The 17,381-nt window shown below is 40.7% G+C and carries 10 protein-coding genes and 1 pseudogene; 9 read left to right on the top strand and 2 right to left on the bottom strand.

Features of this window, described 5'->3' with window-relative positions; all coding sequences use genetic code 11:
- Positions 1–90 precede the first annotated feature (90 nt).
- The 4 genes from DO88_RS15485 to DO88_RS15500 all read left to right on the top strand — a co-directional run bounded on the left by DO88_RS15485 (position 91) and on the right by DO88_RS15500 (position 5,363).
- Positions 91–579: a (2Fe-2S)-binding protein gene (locus tag DO88_RS15485; RefSeq protein WP_007375515.1), complete on the top strand. Its 489-nt coding sequence runs from the start codon at positions 91–93 to the stop codon at positions 577–579.
- 12 nt (positions 580–591) lie between these two features.
- On the top strand, positions 592–2,883 hold the full coding sequence (locus DO88_RS15490) for a xanthine dehydrogenase family protein molybdopterin-binding subunit (RefSeq protein ID WP_033038137.1): 2,292 nt from the start codon (positions 592–594) through the stop codon (positions 2,881–2,883).
- A gap of 95 nt (positions 2,884–2,978) precedes the next feature.
- Positions 2,979–3,950, top strand: coding sequence for a GTP 3',8-cyclase MoaA (gene moaA, locus DO88_RS15495; RefSeq protein ID WP_007375513.1), 972 nt, complete (start codon positions 2,979–2,981; stop codon positions 3,948–3,950).
- A 414-nt stretch (positions 3,951–4,364) separates the two neighbouring features.
- Positions 4,365–5,363, top strand: coding sequence for a GGDEF domain-containing protein (locus tag DO88_RS15500; RefSeq protein WP_033015114.1), 999 nt, complete (start codon positions 4,365–4,367; stop codon positions 5,361–5,363).
- Positions 5,364–5,393: 30 nt separating this feature from the next.
- On the opposite strand, the gene DO88_RS15505 is transcribed toward DO88_RS15500, so the two are convergent.
- Positions 5,394–6,332 (bottom strand): LysR family transcriptional regulator, encoded by a 939-nt coding sequence (locus tag DO88_RS15505; RefSeq protein WP_008134313.1) that lies wholly within the window; start codon positions 6,330–6,332, stop codon positions 5,394–5,396.
- A 119-nt stretch (positions 6,333–6,451) separates the two neighbouring features.
- On the opposite strand from DO88_RS15505, the gene DO88_RS15510 reads away from it, so the two are divergent.
- From DO88_RS15510 to DO88_RS15530, 5 genes are all read left to right on the top strand, one after another.
- The gene (locus tag DO88_RS15510; protein ID WP_033038135.1) at positions 6,452–7,621 is read left to right on the top strand and encodes an efflux RND transporter periplasmic adaptor subunit; all 1,170 of its coding nucleotides are present in this window, start codon (positions 6,452–6,454) and stop codon (positions 7,619–7,621) included.
- A 9-nt stretch (positions 7,622–7,630) separates the two neighbouring features.
- On the top strand, positions 7,631–10,783 hold the full coding sequence (locus DO88_RS15515; RefSeq protein WP_007375508.1) for an efflux RND transporter permease subunit: 3,153 nt from the start codon (positions 7,631–7,633) through the stop codon (positions 10,781–10,783).
- Positions 10,776–12,188, top strand: a complete 1,413-nt coding sequence (locus DO88_RS15520; protein ID WP_033029863.1) for a TolC family protein — start codon at positions 10,776–10,778, stop codon at positions 12,186–12,188. Before DO88_RS15515 ends, DO88_RS15520 begins: the two co-directional genes overlap by 8 nt.
- A gap of 10 nt (positions 12,189–12,198) precedes the next feature.
- Positions 12,199–13,227 carry a zinc-binding dehydrogenase gene (locus DO88_RS15525; protein ID WP_033029865.1) on the top strand — a complete coding sequence of 343 codons (1,029 nt, stop codon included), beginning with the start codon at positions 12,199–12,201 and terminating at the stop codon, positions 13,225–13,227.
- A 490-nt stretch (positions 13,228–13,717) separates the two neighbouring features.
- Positions 13,718–15,973: an acyl-CoA dehydrogenase gene (locus DO88_RS15530; RefSeq protein WP_007375505.1), complete on the top strand. Its 2,256-nt coding sequence runs from the start codon at positions 13,718–13,720 to the stop codon at positions 15,971–15,973.
- A gap of 220 nt (positions 15,974–16,193) precedes the next feature.
- Here the strand turns inward: DO88_RS15530 and DO88_RS0118170 are convergent.
- A pseudogene (locus DO88_RS0118170) lies at positions 16,194–17,156 on the bottom strand (integron integrase).
- Positions 17,157–17,381 lie beyond the last annotated feature (225 nt).

Here is a 17,381-nt window from a genome sequence, read left to right as displayed (position 1 = left end):
TAATTACATTTTTTTAATAGTTATAGCAACTCTTTAAGTTATACGTATAACTTAAAGAGTTGCTATAAAAGCTTAATCAAGGGGCAAGCTATGGTGACGTTTACAATTAATGGCAAGGTGATTGAATCACACGCGAGTGAAGATACACCGTTGTTATGGGTTATTCGTGATGAAATTGGACTAAAAGGGACAAAATTTGGTTGTGGTATTGGGATGTGTGGTGCGTGTACTGTGCACTTAGATGGACAAGCTACGCGTTCGTGCTTGTTACCTGTAGGCGCTATTGCGGGCAAAAAAATTACTACCATCGAAGGATTAAATAACGAACACCCACTGCAAAAGGCATGGGTTGACGAACAAGTCCCACAATGTGGTTACTGCCAATCGGGTCAGATAATGCAAGCAGCTACATTACTGGCAACGAACCCAAATCCCTCTGAAGACGAAATAGCCAACTATATGAACGGCAATTATTGCCGTTGTATGGCATACAAACGCATTAAAACAGCGATTCAACGAGCGGCTGATGAGTCACAAAGTGTTGTCAATATTTTTGATCCAAACGCACAAGACGCTTAACTGGAGCTAATAATGAAAAAATTATTTCAAAAAAATAGTGAAACCGTTAATTTAAACCGCCGTTCGTTCATGATTGGTACTGCAAGCGCAGGTTTGGTTATGGCGTTTGCTCCAGCATTTTTTTCGGGCTCGCTAAGCGCTAAAGAATCAATAGCTCAGCAAGCATTCTCTCCTACAATTTGGTGGACAATGAACACCGAAGGTGGCGTTGAAGTAAGCATTGCAAAGGCTGAAATGGGTCAACATATAGGCACTGCATTAGCGCGTATAGTTGCAGATGAGCTGGAATGTGATTGGGAAAAAGTATCAATTACGTATGTAGATACCCATGAAAAATGGGGTTATATGGTAACTGGCGGTTCGTGGTCGGTTTTTCAAAGCTTTAAACCACTATCCCAAGCAGGTGCCGCTGGTAGAATTGCGCTAATAGAAGCAGGCGCAAAAATGCTGGGTGTGGCTGTGGATACATGCCACGCTGAAAAAGGGTATATAATCTCTGGCGATAAATCTGTTAGTTATACTGATTTAGTTAAAAAAGGTGAGTTTAATCGTACTTTTACAAGTGAAGAAGTTGCTACTTTACCACTAAAACCTGCCAATAAACGTCATTTAACAGGGCTTAAACAAGATTTTAAAGCGCTTGATATACCAGCTAAAACCAATGGTACTGCTGTGTATGGTATTGACGTAGAAGTTGAGGGGATGCTCTATGCTCGTCCAGTAATTCCGCCAACACGGTTTGGCAGCAAAGTGATAAGTGTTGATGACACAGCAGCAAAAGCGATTAAAGGGTACAAAGGTTATGAGATTTTAACCGACCCGAGTAATACGGTAGAAGGGTGGGTTGTTGTACTTGCTGATAACTACCCCAGTGCCATTAAAGCGGTTGATGTACTAAAGGTTAAGTATAAAAAAGGTAACGCAGCAAACGTAACTGAGTCTGATATTCAAAAAGAGGGTATACGTTTGTGTGAGCAAACCGATTCAGGCACTTTATTTGTTGATGAAGGCAATATTAAGAAAACGCAAAGCGATGCCAAAGAATTACTTGAATCAATGTATACCACAGCGACCGCTAGCCATTACCAATTAGAGCCTTTAAATGCCCTTGCTCAGTATAAAGATGGAAATTGGATTATCCATACCGGTAATCAATGGCAGTCGCTAACACTACCTGCGATAGCTAAAGCACTTGAAGTAGCGCAAGAGAAAGTGATTATTCGCCCTTATTATTTAGGTGGTGGCTTTGGTCGTAGATTATTTGGTGATTGGACTGTACCCGCAGCCCTTACAGCTAAAGCAGTAGGCAAACCTGTAAAACTTGTATTTACTCGAGCTGATGACAGCTTATTTGACCAATCACGCTCAGCTTCTGTTGCAAAAATGACAGCATCGTTTGATAAAAACGGCGTTTTCACGGGCTTAGAACATGCTTTTGCTGCGGGTTGGCCAACCAAAGCAATGGCACCGGGGTTTTTATCCCCAGGTGTTGATGGAAAAGGCAAGTTTGACGCGTTTTCTGCATCGGGTGCCGATCATTGGTATAGCATGAACAGCCATCGCGCAAGAGCCATTAATAATGAGCTTGTACAAAGCACATTCATTCCAGGATGGTTACGCTCGGTTGGGCCAGGTTGGATTGCGTGGAGCCTTGAATCGTTCATTGACGAGGTTGCACACAAACAGGGGAAAGACCCTGTTGCTTTTCGCCTTGAAATGCTAGATGCAAAAGGCAAGCAAGCAGGTAAAGCACCAGAGAGTATCGGCGGGGCAGCACGCTTGCATAACGTACTTACAAAAGTATCTGAAAAAGTAGCCAATATTAAGTTAGGTGAAAGTGAAGGTATCGGCTTTTCAGCGAGTTCAGGGCAAGAACGTACAATGCCTGCATGGATTGCTACAGCGGCACATGTGCATGTAAATCGTGGTAATGGAAAAATTACCCTTAAAAAGCTGTATATTGTTGTTGATGCAGGTTTAATAGTTCATCCTGATGGCGCGTTAGCGCAATTAGAGGGGTCTGCACTTTGGGGAACGAGCCTTGCGTTGCATGAATCAAATACGTATCAAAACGGACAGGTTTCAGCGACCAACTTTAATACTTACTTACCACTTAGAATGAAAGATGTACCGGATATGGATATTGAATTTATACAAAGTGACGAGTTTCCGGTTGGTTTAGGTGAGCCGGGCGTTATTGGTATCGCCCCCGCGATTGGTAATGCTGTGTTTAATGCGGTTGGCGTTCGTTTACGAAACCTACCTATGAAACCAGATGAGCTTAAAAAGGGCTTGTCAATATAAAACAGTAAAAGCAGTATATGTGTAAGAGGTTTGTATTTTAATGCGACCTCTTTAACATGTAATAAATATACTTAAGTTATACCCAAGGTTTAGTTATGTTAGTCGATCCAGCAGGACGAGAATTTAGTTACTTACGTTTATCAATTACCGACGTGTGTAATTTTAAGTGTGTTTATTGTTTACCAAATGGTTATCAATGTGACCACGACCGAGACTTTCTTTCGCTTAATGAAATAAGTAATACAATTAAAGCATTTGCTCATCATGGTATTAAAAAGGTACGTATTACCGGCGGGGAGCCAACGCTTCGAAAAGACTTTATAGATGTCATCCGCGCAGCAAAAGACACAACTGGTATAAGTCAAATCGCCGCGACCACAAATGGTTTTTCTTTACAAAAAAACATTAATGATTGGGTAAATGCCGGCTTAAGTGCCATTAATGTGAGTATTGATAGCTTTGATCCACGTATGTTCAACTCAATTACAGGGCACGATAAATTTGCGTCTGTGATGCGTGGTATAGATGCAGCGGTTGATAGCGGTATTTCGTCAGTAAAAATAAATAGTGTACTGATGAGACAATATAACGCCTCAGAGCTAGACACCTTTTTAAGTTGGCTTAAACACCGACCTGTCACTATTCGTTTTATTGAATTGATGCAGACAAACGATAATAAAGATTTTTTTGATGCAAACCATCTCTCAGGTGAATCAATAAAAACCAAGTTATTGCAAAAAGGGTGGCAACGTATCATTCAAGGTGCTTCAGCGGGCCCCGCGCAAGAGTTTTCGCACCCAGATTATCAAGGTAATATTGGCTTAATAATGCCCTATAGCAACGACTTTTGTAGTACCTGCAATAGATTAAGGGTGTCTTCGTTAGGTAATTTACATTTGTGTTTATTCTCTGAAGAGGGCATCTCTCTAAGAGAGCATATGAACAGCGATTCAAACGAAGCGTTAATCGCATTGTTATCGCGCTATATTAAAACTAAAAAGCCATCCCACTTATTGCAACAAGGTAATACGGGTATTACGACTAATTTATCGATGTTGGGTGGCTAGCTGATTTTTAAGTATAAATAAGCCCGCAGCAATAAAGTGTTTTTTTATTACTATGGAAGGGCGATTTAATCGCAGCGTGAAGTTTGCGAATTTGGTAACAGTTTCTGCGTTACTTTCCTTGTTACATCTATGTATGCAACAAGGAATAAATCGCTCTTAGGATGAGCCAACTGGCTGCGCGTGTTTGGTATTTATGTTGCGGTATCGCCTATTGATGGGGAATAACCACACTACATAGGCTCTGCCTTCCCTAAAAACCAAACACACTGCTGCAAATTCACCCACCAAAGGTCAACACGCCCTAACTTAACTTACTAAAAACAGTACTAATACTCAGAATTTTATATTTGTAAAGCTTGTTATCTCTATTTTTCACGTTAAACTGGATTTTTATTTCATTATTAAGTTTTATGAATGGATATCGCAGCTCTTAATAGTACTAAAGTTCTGAGATGGAATGTACTTAGGTGGATGTGCTTCTGCTTTGGCAGCTTATCTGCAATCTTTTCTGCCTTTAATTTAACAGTAAACAACTTTTATACACTTGGTTATTTAGAAATATGTTTTTCTTTATATTGTTTGTACACTTTTATTCGCTTAGGTAAACAAGCTCTTCAAGTTTGGCAATCGATTGTAATGTGCGCGCTTATTACATTAATAGTGGTGTTTGGAACTTACATAGCAACGCCTAAAAATGGTGTATTCATTTGGTCATTTGCGCTCCCCATTTTATATTATCTTCTGCTTGGTAAATACCCAGGGGTAATTTTATCAGCGTCCTTACTTAGTCTGCAAAGTATTATCTTATTCGAAAAGTCGCCATTGCTCCCCTTTACCACATTTAATCTAAGCTTAAATTTATCACTCACGTACATAAGTATATGGGCAGTATCACATATTTTTGAAGTGAGTAGGGCACATTCTTCTAAACGATTAAAAAACTTAGCATTACTTGATCCATTAACAGGAGCAGGCAATCGACTTTCAATGAGCCATTATTTTGAAGTGGAACTACAAGATAAATCTCAACTTTTTTTGTTTTTATTAGATTTAGATTTTTTCAAACAAGTGAATGATAAATATGGTCACGATGTTGGCGATAAAGTACTCGTAGAAATTGCTGCATTGTTAAGAGTGACTCTCGCTAAAGGGTATGTATTTAGAGTCGGAGGCGAGGAGTTTGCACTTCTTAGCTCATTCAAAAACGCTGATGATGCGTTTGCCGCTGCAGAAAAGCTAAGATCGATAGTTGAAACCACTAATATAGACATCGACGGTAAAGTGATTAATTTAACCATCAGTATTGGGGTAACTGAATACAAAAATGGTCAAACTCTTCTTGAATTTGTGAACTTAGCAGATAAAGAACTCTATAAAGCAAAACGCCTTGGGCGCAATAAAGTATATGGTTAACGTATTGAAGAAAACTCTACTCAACTTGGTTTAATACATTTGTTCAAAGTTAGGAATGCCATTTTCCCAAATTGGTTTATCTTTTCCTAAGTACTCTCGGACCGCATCAAAAAACAATCGCGTTCGCACAGGTAAGTCACGATGTGGGTAAACAGCATACATAGCACTGTATTCCATCAATTTTATATCCGTTAAGAGCGGAATTAATTTACCATCTGTGATTTCATTGCCAATTATAAATGCGGGTGCTACAAAATAGGCCGTGCCTGAAATTGCTTTCATTAGGAGTACTTCCGCATCGTTTGCACGATATACGCTCTTTATTTTTTGCTCACAAGGCTCACCTTTACTATTGTAGTAATCGACTCCTTCAACCCTTATAGAATTGCTAGCATAGCTTGCTGCGGGCAAATCGGCTAAATCTTCCATTGTTTTAGGCATCCCATAAGTCTCTATAAACTCAGGTGCTGCGACAATCAATAGTCGGTTACGCGCAATTTTACGAGCAATAAGCGATGAATCTTTTGGCTCGCCAACTCTAAATGCTAAATCAAAGCCTTCGGACACAATATCAACGAGCCTATCATCTAAGCGAAGTTCTACCTCAACCTGAGGAAAGCGTTTTTGAAAATTATTCAGTACCGGTTGCAAGTAACGGCGTCCGATCAAGGTTGATGATGTGATTTTTAATACGCCTCGGGGCTCTAAATGGTAGTTTTCAGCCATGCGCACTGTTTCACCAAGCAGCTCTCTTAGCTCAGCGGCTTTTTTTATCATTTCTGCGCCTGCAGCAGTGAGTGAAAATGAGCGAGTCGTGCGATTAAGTAGCCTAACGCCGAGTTCGTCTTCTAAGCGACTAATTTGCTTAGAAATAACAGAGCGGTCAATGTTACGAATTTCAGCCGCTTTGGCAAAAGAGCCTTGTTCTACCACCTCAAGCAACATCAAAAGCCGACTTGTCGTATCCATTATTACATCCTAATTAATTTATTGATGCCATTTTGGCACTAATGAATTTAAAAATCTATGCTTTTTGTCCGCAAGCTTAATACGTACTATGCAACACTAATTATAAAAGGAGCGTCTTCATGAAAAAACATTTAATTGCTGCTGCACTCGCTGGCGTATTATTAACACTTGCGGGTTGTGCTGACGAAAGCACACCACCTTCAGCTCAGGCGCAACATCTTCAACCAATTGATGTTGCAACGGTACTTGTTAAACCAGTACAGAGTTGGCACACCTATACAACGCGTTTAGAGTCTCCTCAAGAAGTGGCATTAATGCCGCGTGTGTCAGGTGTTATTGATCACATTGCATTTAATGAAGGCGACAATGTTAAAAAGGGCGACCTATTATTTAAGTTAGACGACCGCCCATTTGCGGCTGTGGTAGCCAGCCTTGAAGCACAAATTAACAGTGCACAAGCTGCATTAGAGCAAGCAAAAAGTGAAGCTAAACGCGCGGTACGTTTAACACAGCGTAAAGCAATCTCTACTGAGCAGGCTGAATCTCGTACATCTGTTTTACGCCAACGTGAAGCACAGCTTGCTGCTTTGCAAGCACAGCTTACATCAGCCGAACTAGATTTAGAATTCACTTCAATTGTATCGCCAATTGATGGTGTTATTTCGCGTGCAAACATTACTAAAGGCAATAATATTATTGCGGGTCAAAGTGTATTAACAAGTATTGTTTCTAATGAAAAAATGTATGCATACTTTGATATTGATGAACGCACTTGGAATAGTGCTTTTAGTAATGTAACAGCCGCTAGCCGCCAGCCTATTGTTATGCAAAAAGTAGGGCAACACGACTTTGCATACAAAGGGTATATCAACTTTATTGATAACCAAATTAATGCCTCTACGGGTACTTTGCGTGTGCGCGCTGTATTTGACGAAGATAATAACCAACTTCGTTCAGGGTCATTTGCGCGTATTAAATTAGCGGCTAATTCAATTAGTGAACAAATTATTGTGCCAGACAGAGCAATCGGCACTGATTTAAAAAATCGCTTTGTATTAACCGTTGGCGAAAACAACGTATTGCAGTACAAATTAGTCACTGTGGGTGAGCGTTATGGTTCGCTTCGCGCAGTAACATCGGGTTTGTCTGAAGGTGATGTGATTGCCGTAAATGGTCCTGCTCGCGTAGGCCCAGGTATGCCAATTGCACCAAACACAGTGACAATAGACAGCAGTGATGTTGCATTCACACTCTCTAATGACGAATCACGCTTAGTGGCTAAGCAATAAGGTTTATTGATGAAATTTTCACACTTTTTTATTCAACGGCCGATATTTGCGGCTATGTTGTCTTTAGTTATTTTAATTGCAGGTGGCATTTCTTTATTTCAGCTACCAGTCAGTGAATATCCAGAAGTTGTTCCACCAACAGTAGTTGTAACAGCAAGTTACCCCGGTGCTAACCCAACGGTTATTGCTCAAACAGTGGCAACACCACTGGAGCAAGAAATAAACGGTACTGAAAACATGCTGTACATGTTTTCACAAGCAACCAGCGATGGGCGTATGACCCTAACGGTAACATTTGCATTGGGTACCGATTTAGACCGTGCTCAAGTACAAGTACAAAACCGTGTAAACAGTGCATTGCCGCGTTTGCCAGAAGAAGTACAACGTTTAGGCGTGGTAGCCGAAAAGTCATCACCGGATCTAACCATGGTGGTGCATTTATATTCGCCAGAAAAAACACACGATACCGCGTATTTATCTAACTATGCCGATTTGTATGTTAAAGACGAAATTGCACGACTACCTGGTGTAGGCGACATTCGCTTATTTGGTGCGGGCAAATACTCAATGCGGGTATGGTTAAACCCAGATGCATTAGCAGCACGTGAGCTAACAGCAACCGATGTTGTAACTGCGCTTCGTTCGCAAAACCAACAAGTGGCCGCAGGTAGCTTAGGTGCTCAGCCGGTATCAAACGACAGCCAATTCCAAATACTATTAAATGTGAAAGGGCGTTTAAATAGTATTGAAGAGTTTGAACAAGTAATTATTAAAGTAGGCGATGAAGGTCAGTTAACACGTTTATCTGATATTGCACGTGTTGAATTAGGGCAAGATACTTACTCACTGCGCGCAGAGTTAGACACTCAACCAGCGCTCGCAATGCCTATATTTCAGCGCCCAGGTTCTAATGCTATTGAGCTTTCGGATCAAGTGCGCGAAACCATGGCGCGTTTATCAAAAGATTTTCCTGAAGGGGTTAAATACGACATTGTTTACGATCCTACTGTATTTGTACGCGGCTCGATTGACGCAGTAATTGCAACGTTACTTGAAGCCATTGTACTGGTTGTAATTGTAGTTATTGTATTTTTACAAACATGGCGTGCGTCTATTATCCCGCTTATTGCTGTGCCTATTTCACTTATTGGTACGTTTGCTGTTATGCAGTGGTTGGGTGTGTCGATTAATACCTTATCGTTATTTGGATTAGTACTTGCCATAGGTATTGTTGTAGATGATGCGATTGTAGTAGTAGAAAACGTTGAGCGTAATATAGAGCAAGGTTTATCACCACTTGAAGCCACCCGCGTTGCTATGAACGAAGTAACCGGCCCTATTATTGCTATTGCATTGGTATTAAGTGCAGTATTTATTCCAACCGCCTTTATTACGGGTTTGTCTGGTCAGTTTTATAAGCAATTTGCACTTACAATTACAATTTCGACTATTATCTCAGCGTTTAATTCATTAACACTTTCACCTGCATTAGCAGCGCTGTTATTAAAATCGCACGATGCAAAACCAGATGCATTTACACGTTTACTAAATAAATTATTTGGTCGTTGGTTATTTAAACCATTCAACCGCATATTTGACCGTGGCGCAAAGGGCTACGAAAAATTGGTTAAAAAGCTAATTCGCCTAAGCCTAATTGCTATGGTGGCCTATGTTGCACTGGTTGGCGGTACAATTAAACTGTTTGATACCGTACCTGGTGGCTTTATTCCACAACAAGATAAGCAATACTTAGTGGCGATTGCTCAGTTACCAGACGCAGCAAGCCTTGACCGCACTGAAGATGTATTAAGACAAATGCAGCAAATTGCCTTAGATGTTCCGGGTGTTGCGCATACGGTTGCTTTTCCTGGTTTGTCGGTAAATGGTTTTACCAATAGCCCTAACAGCGGTATTGTTTTTACACCTTTAGATGCGTTTGAAGACCGCGCCGATCCAAGTAAATCTGCAATGGCTATTGCCGCGCAGCTAAACCAACGGTTTGCTGCAATTGATGAAGCATTTGTCGCGGTATTCCCACCACCGCCAATTCAAGGTTTAGGCACAACAGGTGGCTTTAAGTTGCAAATTGAAGACCGATCAAACAAAGGATTCGAAGCGTTATTTAATAGCCTGCAAACGGTTATTGGTAAAGCACAGCAAGATCCTGCGTTAATGGGGCTTTACTCAAGTTTTCGTATTCAAGTACCACAAATGGATATAGATGTAGACCGCGAACAAGCACTAATTCAGGGTATTCCACTTGATGAAGTATTTAATGCATTACAAATTTACTTAGGTTCGGTGTATGTAAATGACTTTAACTTGTTTGGTCGTACGTACCAGGTAAATGCGCAAGCAGATGCTGATTACCGTTTAGACCCTGACCAAATCCTTAATTTAAAAGTGAGAAACCGCGCGGGTAACATGGTGCCATTAGGTTCAGTATTAACGGTTACACCAACAATTGGTCCTGACCGTGTAATGCATTACAACGGTTACCCAAGTGCAGAACTTAACGGCAGCCCAGCGCCGGGTTACAGCTCAGATCAAGCACAGCTGGCGATTGAAGCAATCCTTGCTGATAACTTGCCAAGTGGTATTGAATACGAGTGGACTGAGGTTACTTACCAACAAGTACTTGCGGGTAATACCATGGTGTATGTATTCCCACTGGTAGTGCTACTGGTATTTATGGTACTTGCTGCTCAGTATGAAAGCTTGCGTTTACCATTGGCTATTATTTTAATCGTGCCAATGACCATATTTTCAGCGTTACTTGGTGTGTGGTTTGTAGGTTCAGACAACAATATATTTACGCAAATAGCATTAATCGTATTAGTTGCCTTGGCATCCAAAAATGCGATTCTTATGATTGAATTTGCGAAAGATCAAAATGAGACTGGATTATCACATTTTGATGCCATATTAGCGGCGTGTCGTATGCGCCTGCGCCCAATATTAATGACCTCAATTGCGTTTACAGCTGGTGTTATACCGCTTGTATTGGCAACCGGCGCAGGAGCCGAAATGCGCCATGCAATGGGTAATGCCGTGTTCTCAGGCATGATTGGTGTAACCGTGTTTGGCTTATTGTTTACACCGGTATTTTATATGCTTGTAGTAAATAAAAAAGAAAAAGCGCAGGAGTTACCACATGAATAAGTTAGCAAATAAAACGCTAAAAACACGCTTAACAATAAGTACTGTATTGGTGGCTGCGTTTTTATCAGGCTGTGCGAGCAAAATAGATACGCTCAGTGAGCAAAACGCAATTAATGAGTTTGTGGCAAAAGCAGCCGTTGCTGAGCAGCTTACTGGCGCTGACGAAACAAGCTGGTGGAAAGGGCTTGAATCAAGCCAATTGAATCAGCTGGTAACTCAGGCACTTGCAAATAACTACGATTTAAAAACTAGCCAATTAACGCTTAAAAGTGCGCTCGCACGATTAGGTGAGCAAAAAGCACAATACCTGCCGCAAGGTGGTGCTGAAATTAGTGCTCAGCGCAGTGGTTTGGGTGACGTAAATAGTCGTCAATCGAGTGCTAATTTAGCGCTCGACTGGCAACTTGATTTGTTTGGGCGCATTACAGCATTGGTTGATGCGGCAAATGCATCGGCTATGAGCCAAGCAGAGCAAGTACGTTTACTTCAGATTGAAGTAGTCTCGTCGGTTGTTAAAGGGTTTGTAAGCTATCAGGGTAATGTTGAAAAACAACACATTGTAGCGCTGCAAATAGAAGCGCTTGAACAAAGCATAGACGTACTACAAGCTCGCGTTGATGAAGGTGTTGCAAGCGAACTTGATTTAAATCGTACTATGGCGCAGCTTAGACAGCAGCAAGCACTTGTTCCTGCTTTTGAATATGCAAAATATCGCGACCTGTCAACGCTTGCCGTGCTTACTGGGCGTTTAACGCAAAACGTTGAATTAAGTAATGAACAAGCTATTTTAGAGCATGAGTTTGAGGTGTCTCTTAATGAGCCAAATAACGCAATTGCACTAAGACCCGATATTAGCCGTGCGCTTTATAACTTTAGCCAAGCTAACAGTTTAAGTGTTGCCGCAAGCAAAGCGTTATTGCCAGATATAAGTTTAAGTGGTTTTGCTGGAGTACTTAGTTTAGGTAGTAATGGCTTTAGTGATACACAACAACAGTGGCAAGTAGCGCCGCAGTTACAGTGGTCTATTTTAAGTTATCCTGCGCTTTTAGCGCAGCGTGACGCGCAGCAGTTTTTAAGTGAGGCCGCTTACAGCGATTATCAACAAGTGGTGTTAAGTGCACTAAGTGAAAGTGAACTTTCACTGCAATTGTTGGTCAATCAAGCACAGCAAAAACGCTTTGCCGATGAGCGTTATGACTTTGCTAATAAAGCATTTTTACAAGCACAGGCAATGTACGAAGAAGGGCAAATTCCTTATCTTGAGTTGTTAGATGCGCGTCAGGATGTTTTAATAGCGCAAGAGAACGCTGTCGATTCAAAAATTTCATCGCTACTCGCTAAAGTTAATGCTTATCAGTCATTTAACGGGCGATGGAGTTATGCTTTAAGCAACACTAAGAAGTAGAGTTATATTGATGCCTAATACTGATGTTACACATGAATACACTATACCGCACACTATGCGCGCCATTGTATTACCAGAGCCAAACGAAGAAATTAGCTTGGCTGACGTTCAATTGCCTGTCCCAGAGTGTGCAGACAACGAATTGCTTATTAAAGTTGAATACGTTGGCTTAAATCCTGTTGATGGGCAATTTGCCAAATCGGGTTTTTGTAATTGGCAATACCCCCATGTTTTAGGTCTTGACGCCGTGGGAGTGGTGGTAAAAGCAAATAAAGGCGTTTTTCCTAGCGTGGGTGAGCGGGTCATGTGGCATGCCAGTGTGGGTGGTCAAGGTGTATTGAGTGAATACGCAAAAGTACCTAACTACGCAGTATCGGTATTACCAGCAGGGTTAAGCCCTGCGGTGGCCGCTATTTTGCCTTGTGCCGGTATGGCTGCACTTATAAGCATAGACAAATTAAGTATTAACGAAGGCGACACTGTACTTATCGAAGGTGGTGCGGGGGCCGTAGGGCAGTTTGCTATTCAGTATGCTAAGCAGCGGGGGGCAAACGTTTTTGCAACTGCATCGAAAAGAAACCATAAACTGGTTAAGCAGTTAGGTGCTGAGGTGGTTTTTGATTACAACGATAAAAAGTTGTGTGACAAAATTCGCAGAGAGCTCGGCCCGCAAGGTTTTGATGCCGTTATAGATACAATTGGTGGTGAGTCAACAGCTCGTAATATTGAGTTAATGCGCTTTTGCGGCAAAATTGCATGCCTAAATCCATTGCCATGCTTTGATCAGGACCTAATGTATCGCAGAGCGCCCAATATTAGCGTGGTATCGCTTGGTGGTGCATGGCTTGCTAATAGTTTATGTGCACAACAGCGTTTAAGCTTTATGGGTAACTTATTGCTAGAAGGCGCGTGTAATGGCGATATTAAAACGCCTGCACTCACCGCAGTTGAGTTTAATGCACAGGCTGTGTCTGATGCGCTTAATAAGCAATTAGCGGGTGGCTTTACGGGTAAACAAGTTGTTCATGTAGCACCATAAGCATACGTCACTTTAAAAAACGCAGCATTTTATGCTGCGTTTTTTTATGCCTATTTTATGTATTTTGCATCCCACCAAATCGTATTTTTATTTATTAACCTGAACTTTGGTTAAGAGATTTACTAACATATTGAATCATGGTGATATTTAAATTTATTTTCTCTAGCCAGAGATTTTCAATGAAAACAAGGCGAATTTACGCGTCAATAGCTGGCCTATTGCAAGTAAATTCAACGCAGTTAGCGCTGAAAATAGCTGCTAGAGATAGATTTATTATCCAGAGTTCAGGTTTATTAGCTGTTTTATTCGTCATTTTAATAAAAACAGTTATTTTCAGCGTACAACTGTAAGCCTTTGTGTTTCAACAGTTTACGTTCAGGTAAAGAAAATAAATTGAAAAAACTGTTAATTAATTGAATAGAGTAATTGATCTAAACGATTTTTTATGACGTAATGTAGGTATTATTTAGCTGGTCGGATGAGTTCAATCATGAGTTTACGTACAAAACTAAAAAAAGTATTACCAAGTATTTCTATCACTGAACAAGAAGCGTTAGACGCGGGTGATGTATGGCTTGAAGGGTCTATCTATCAAGGTAAACCTGATTTCAGCGCATTGCGCGACGTACCTGCAGCTACATTAAGCGCAGACGAGCAAGCATTCTTAGACGGTCCAGTAAAAGAACTACTGGGCATGATTGACGATTCAGTGATTCAAAACGGCATTCATTTACCAAATGACATCTTAGAATTTTTGAAAAAAGAGCGTTTTTTCTCGCTTATCATTCCTAAGTCGTTTGGTGGTTTAGAGTTTAGCCCTTATGCAAACTCTACTATTGTTGGCACAATTGCGACTAAAAGTTCAGCAGTTGCGGTAACCGTCATGGTTCCAAACTCGTTAGGCCCAGGTGAGTTACTACTTCACTTTGGTACGCAAGAACAGCAAGCACATTACCTACCACGCCTAGCAAATGGTACAGATATTCCATGTTTTGCATTAACAAGCCCAGAAGCGGGTTCTGATGCAGGCGGTATTCCTGATGTTGGTAAAGTAACTAAAGGTATGTACAACGGCGAAGAAGTGCTTGGTTTAGAAATTACTTGGGACAAGCGCTACATTACACTAGCACCTATTGCTACCGTACTTGGTTTAGCATTTAAAGTAGTTGACCCTGATGGTTTATTAGGTGGTAAAGAAAACTTAGGTATTACCTGTGCACTTATTCCAAAAGAGCACCCAGGTGTTGAGCTTGGTAATCGCCACGACCCTATGGGTATTCGTTTTTACAACGGTACTACACGTGGTAACAAAGTATTTGTACCAATGGACTTTGTTATTGGCGGGCAAAAAAATATCGGCCGTGGTTGGCAAATGCTGGTTAGCTGTTTAGGTGCCGGCCGTGGTATTTCATTACCTGCGCTAGGTGTGAGTACAGCACAAGTTGCATTTAAATCAGCGTCTGAATACGCAGCAGTGCGTGAACAGTTTGGTTTAGCGATTGGCCAATTTGAAGGTATTCAAGAAAAACTAGCTGACATTGCAGGTAAAACATACCTACAAGAAGCAATGCGCGTACTTACAACTGAAGGCTTAGGCATGGGCTTAAAGCCATCAGTAGTAACCGCAATCGCTAAATACCACATGACAGAGCTTGGTCGCGACGTACTTGATTCAGCAATGGATATTCAAGCAGGAAAAGCGATTCAAAACGGTCCACAAAATACCTTAGCAAGTGGTTATGTTGCTCAGCCGATTGCCATTACGGTAGAAGGCGCGAACATTCTTACTCGTAACCTAATGATTTTTGGTCAAGGTGTTATGCGTTGTCACCCATATTTACAATCTATGGTTGAGTCAATTCATAGCGAAGACAAAGGCGCAGATAAAGAATTTAACGGTATTTTACGTAAAACAATTGGCTACAGCACAGCAAACAGCTTACGTGCTTTCCGCCTTGGTGTTTTACCATTTACAGCAAGTGCAAACTCTGAATTACCAGAAGTACGCGACTACGAAAAAGCAGTACATAAGTTATCTGCAAAACTTGCAGTGTACGCAGACTTTTCGTTACTTGTACTTGGCGGTAAGTTAAAACAAGCAGAAATGCTATCGGCACGTTTAGGCGATGTAATGAGCTTCTTATATGCAGCTATGGCATCAATTAAATATTACGAGCAAAAAGTATCAAGTAGTGACCGTGAGCAAGCAGCGCCGTATTTCCATTACGCGACGCGTTTTGCACTACAAAGTGCTGAAGAAGCATTGCATAAGTTTTTAGATAACTTCCCTGCAAGTGGTACACGTAAGTTTATTCGTTTCATTACAATGAACTACTCAACTAAAATGCCAAAAATTAGCGATGATTTAATCCGCGAACTAGCTAAGCAAGCTCAGCTAGATACCGCATTTAAAGCGCAAATTACGCATTTAGTTAAGCCAGTTGAGGGCGATGGTCATCATATTAATGAGCAAGCTTACAAAGCTAAAATGGCATCACTTGGCGAGCTGGCTAAAGTTAAAAAAGCACTACGTGCTAAAGTAATTAAACCAGGTGCACGTTTTAACATTACGCTTGATAACGCACTAGCGGCGAACGTAATTACCCAAGCTGAACACGTTCAGTTAATTGATTACAACATCAAACGTGAAAAAGCGATTCGTGTAGATGAGTTCGATTTTGATATGAACATACTAGACGATAACGCACAGCCGATTAACCCGCTTAAAAGCGTAGTTAATCAGTAAAATTAAATTCAATGATGCAAAGCGCCCGCAGTATCGGCGCTTTTATTCTTGAGTAAAAAATTAGTGTGGAGCCCCGCTTGTGTAAAAACAAGCGGGGCTTTTTTATGTTTTTAAAAGTAGCAGTAGACGGCGGAATTCGTTTGTAAAGGGAGCTGGTTTAAGGTTGATTAAAAAAGCATAGATCTTTTGGGTTGTGCTTTTTTGTTTTAAATAGGGGAGTTTATAATCTTGAAAAAGGGCTGATAACTCCGTTGGCACCTTGTTGTAATACATGGGTATATATTTGCGTAGTACGCACGTCGCTGTGACCCAGTTGTGTTTGTACTGTGCGTATATCAGCGCCGCTTTGCAGCAAATGCGTAGCGAAAGAGTGGCGCAAAGTATGTGGTGTAACGTGTTTATTAATATGTGCATCAAAAGCAGCTTTTTTAACCGCGCGTTGTAATTGCTTTTCATCGATATGATGACGTCTCAATTGCTTACTCTCAGGATCAATACTTAATTTGTGTGATGAAAATAAATATTGCCAACCTAACTGTTTGTTATGGTTTGGATATTTTTTACGTAACAAATGCGGCATGTAAGCGCCGCTATATAATGGGTTTTTCAGATCTAATTGCAGGTAACTATCAACTAATTGTATTTGAGAACGTAATTGCGGTATGAGCTCTACTGCAAGGGTTACAACACGATTTTTGCCTCCTTTGCCATCCCAAATTCGAATGCAGTTATAGTCAAAGTCAATATCGTGTACTCGTAAACGCAGTACCTCCATTAATCGCATACCACTGCCATAAAGTAATCCACAGGGTAAATAATGCTTTGCTACAAAGTGTTTAAATAGCGCTGAAACTTCTGTTTGAGTAAGCACAACGGGTAGTTTTCTTGGGCGTTCACTTTTTACAAAGTCTAATGATAATGAAAGGGGGCTCTTAATTATTTATTTATATAGGAAACTTAGCGCATTTAGTGCCTGCGCTTGTGTGCCTTGCGCTACGTTTTGCGAGTTTACTAAATGGTTCAAATACGATTCCACTTGAGTGTCTCCCATAGAGCTTGGGTGCTGCATATTATTAAAGCGGATATAGCTAGCTATCCAAAAAAGATAAGCTTCAATAGTGCTCTTTGCATACCGTTTGCTATACATATGGTCTTTAATCATGGTTAGAAAGAGAGATTTCATAAATGATATTCAACTTTTAAAAACATACTGTATATATAGACAGTTGTTCGTGTTTTGTCCAATAACATTATTAAAAGTCGTTTTGGTGTATTTTAACAACAATAACTTTACAAAATACGTAATTACTTGTTTACATGGGAGTTGTTTAGTGGAATTATTAAGCAATGTAATATACGCCGTTTTGGGGTGTTATAAACTCCCAAAGTGGTGTTCAATAAGCTGTTA

Source organism: Pseudoalteromonas sp. S3431 (assembly GCF_000690035.1).
GTDB classification, from domain to species: Bacteria; Pseudomonadota; Gammaproteobacteria; order Enterobacterales; family Alteromonadaceae; genus Pseudoalteromonas; species Pseudoalteromonas fuliginea.
The sequence above is the reverse complement of the archived record's forward strand: the minus strand, read 5'-3'. Positions and strand labels throughout refer to the sequence as shown.

Bases quoted from the DNA above. Each gene is read 5' to 3' on its own strand.
- DO88_RS15485 (WP_007375515.1), top strand. From the start codon at position 91: ATGGTGACGTTTACAATTAATGGCAAGGTGATTGAATCACACGCGAGT.
- DO88_RS15490 (WP_033038137.1), top strand. From the start codon at position 592: ATGAAAAAATTATTTCAAAAAAATAGTGAAACCGTTAATTTAAACCGC.
- moaA (WP_007375513.1), top strand. From the start codon at position 2,979: ATGTTAGTCGATCCAGCAGGACGAGAATTTAGTTACTTACGTTTATCA.
- DO88_RS15500 (WP_033015114.1), top strand. From the start codon at position 4,365: ATGGATATCGCAGCTCTTAATAGTACTAAAGTTCTGAGATGGAATGTA.
- DO88_RS15505 (WP_008134313.1), bottom strand. From the start codon at position 6,332: ATGGATACGACAAGTCGGCTTTTGATGTTGCTTGAGGTGGTAGAACAA.
- DO88_RS15510 (WP_033038135.1), top strand. From the start codon at position 6,452: ATGAAAAAACATTTAATTGCTGCTGCACTCGCTGGCGTATTATTAACA.
- DO88_RS15515 (WP_007375508.1), top strand. From the start codon at position 7,631: ATGAAATTTTCACACTTTTTTATTCAACGGCCGATATTTGCGGCTATG.
- DO88_RS15520 (WP_033029863.1), top strand. From the start codon at position 10,776: ATGAATAAGTTAGCAAATAAAACGCTAAAAACACGCTTAACAATAAGT.
- DO88_RS15525 (WP_033029865.1), top strand. From the start codon at position 12,199: ATGCCTAATACTGATGTTACACATGAATACACTATACCGCACACTATG.
- DO88_RS15530 (WP_007375505.1), top strand. From the start codon at position 13,718: ATGAGTTTACGTACAAAACTAAAAAAAGTATTACCAAGTATTTCTATC.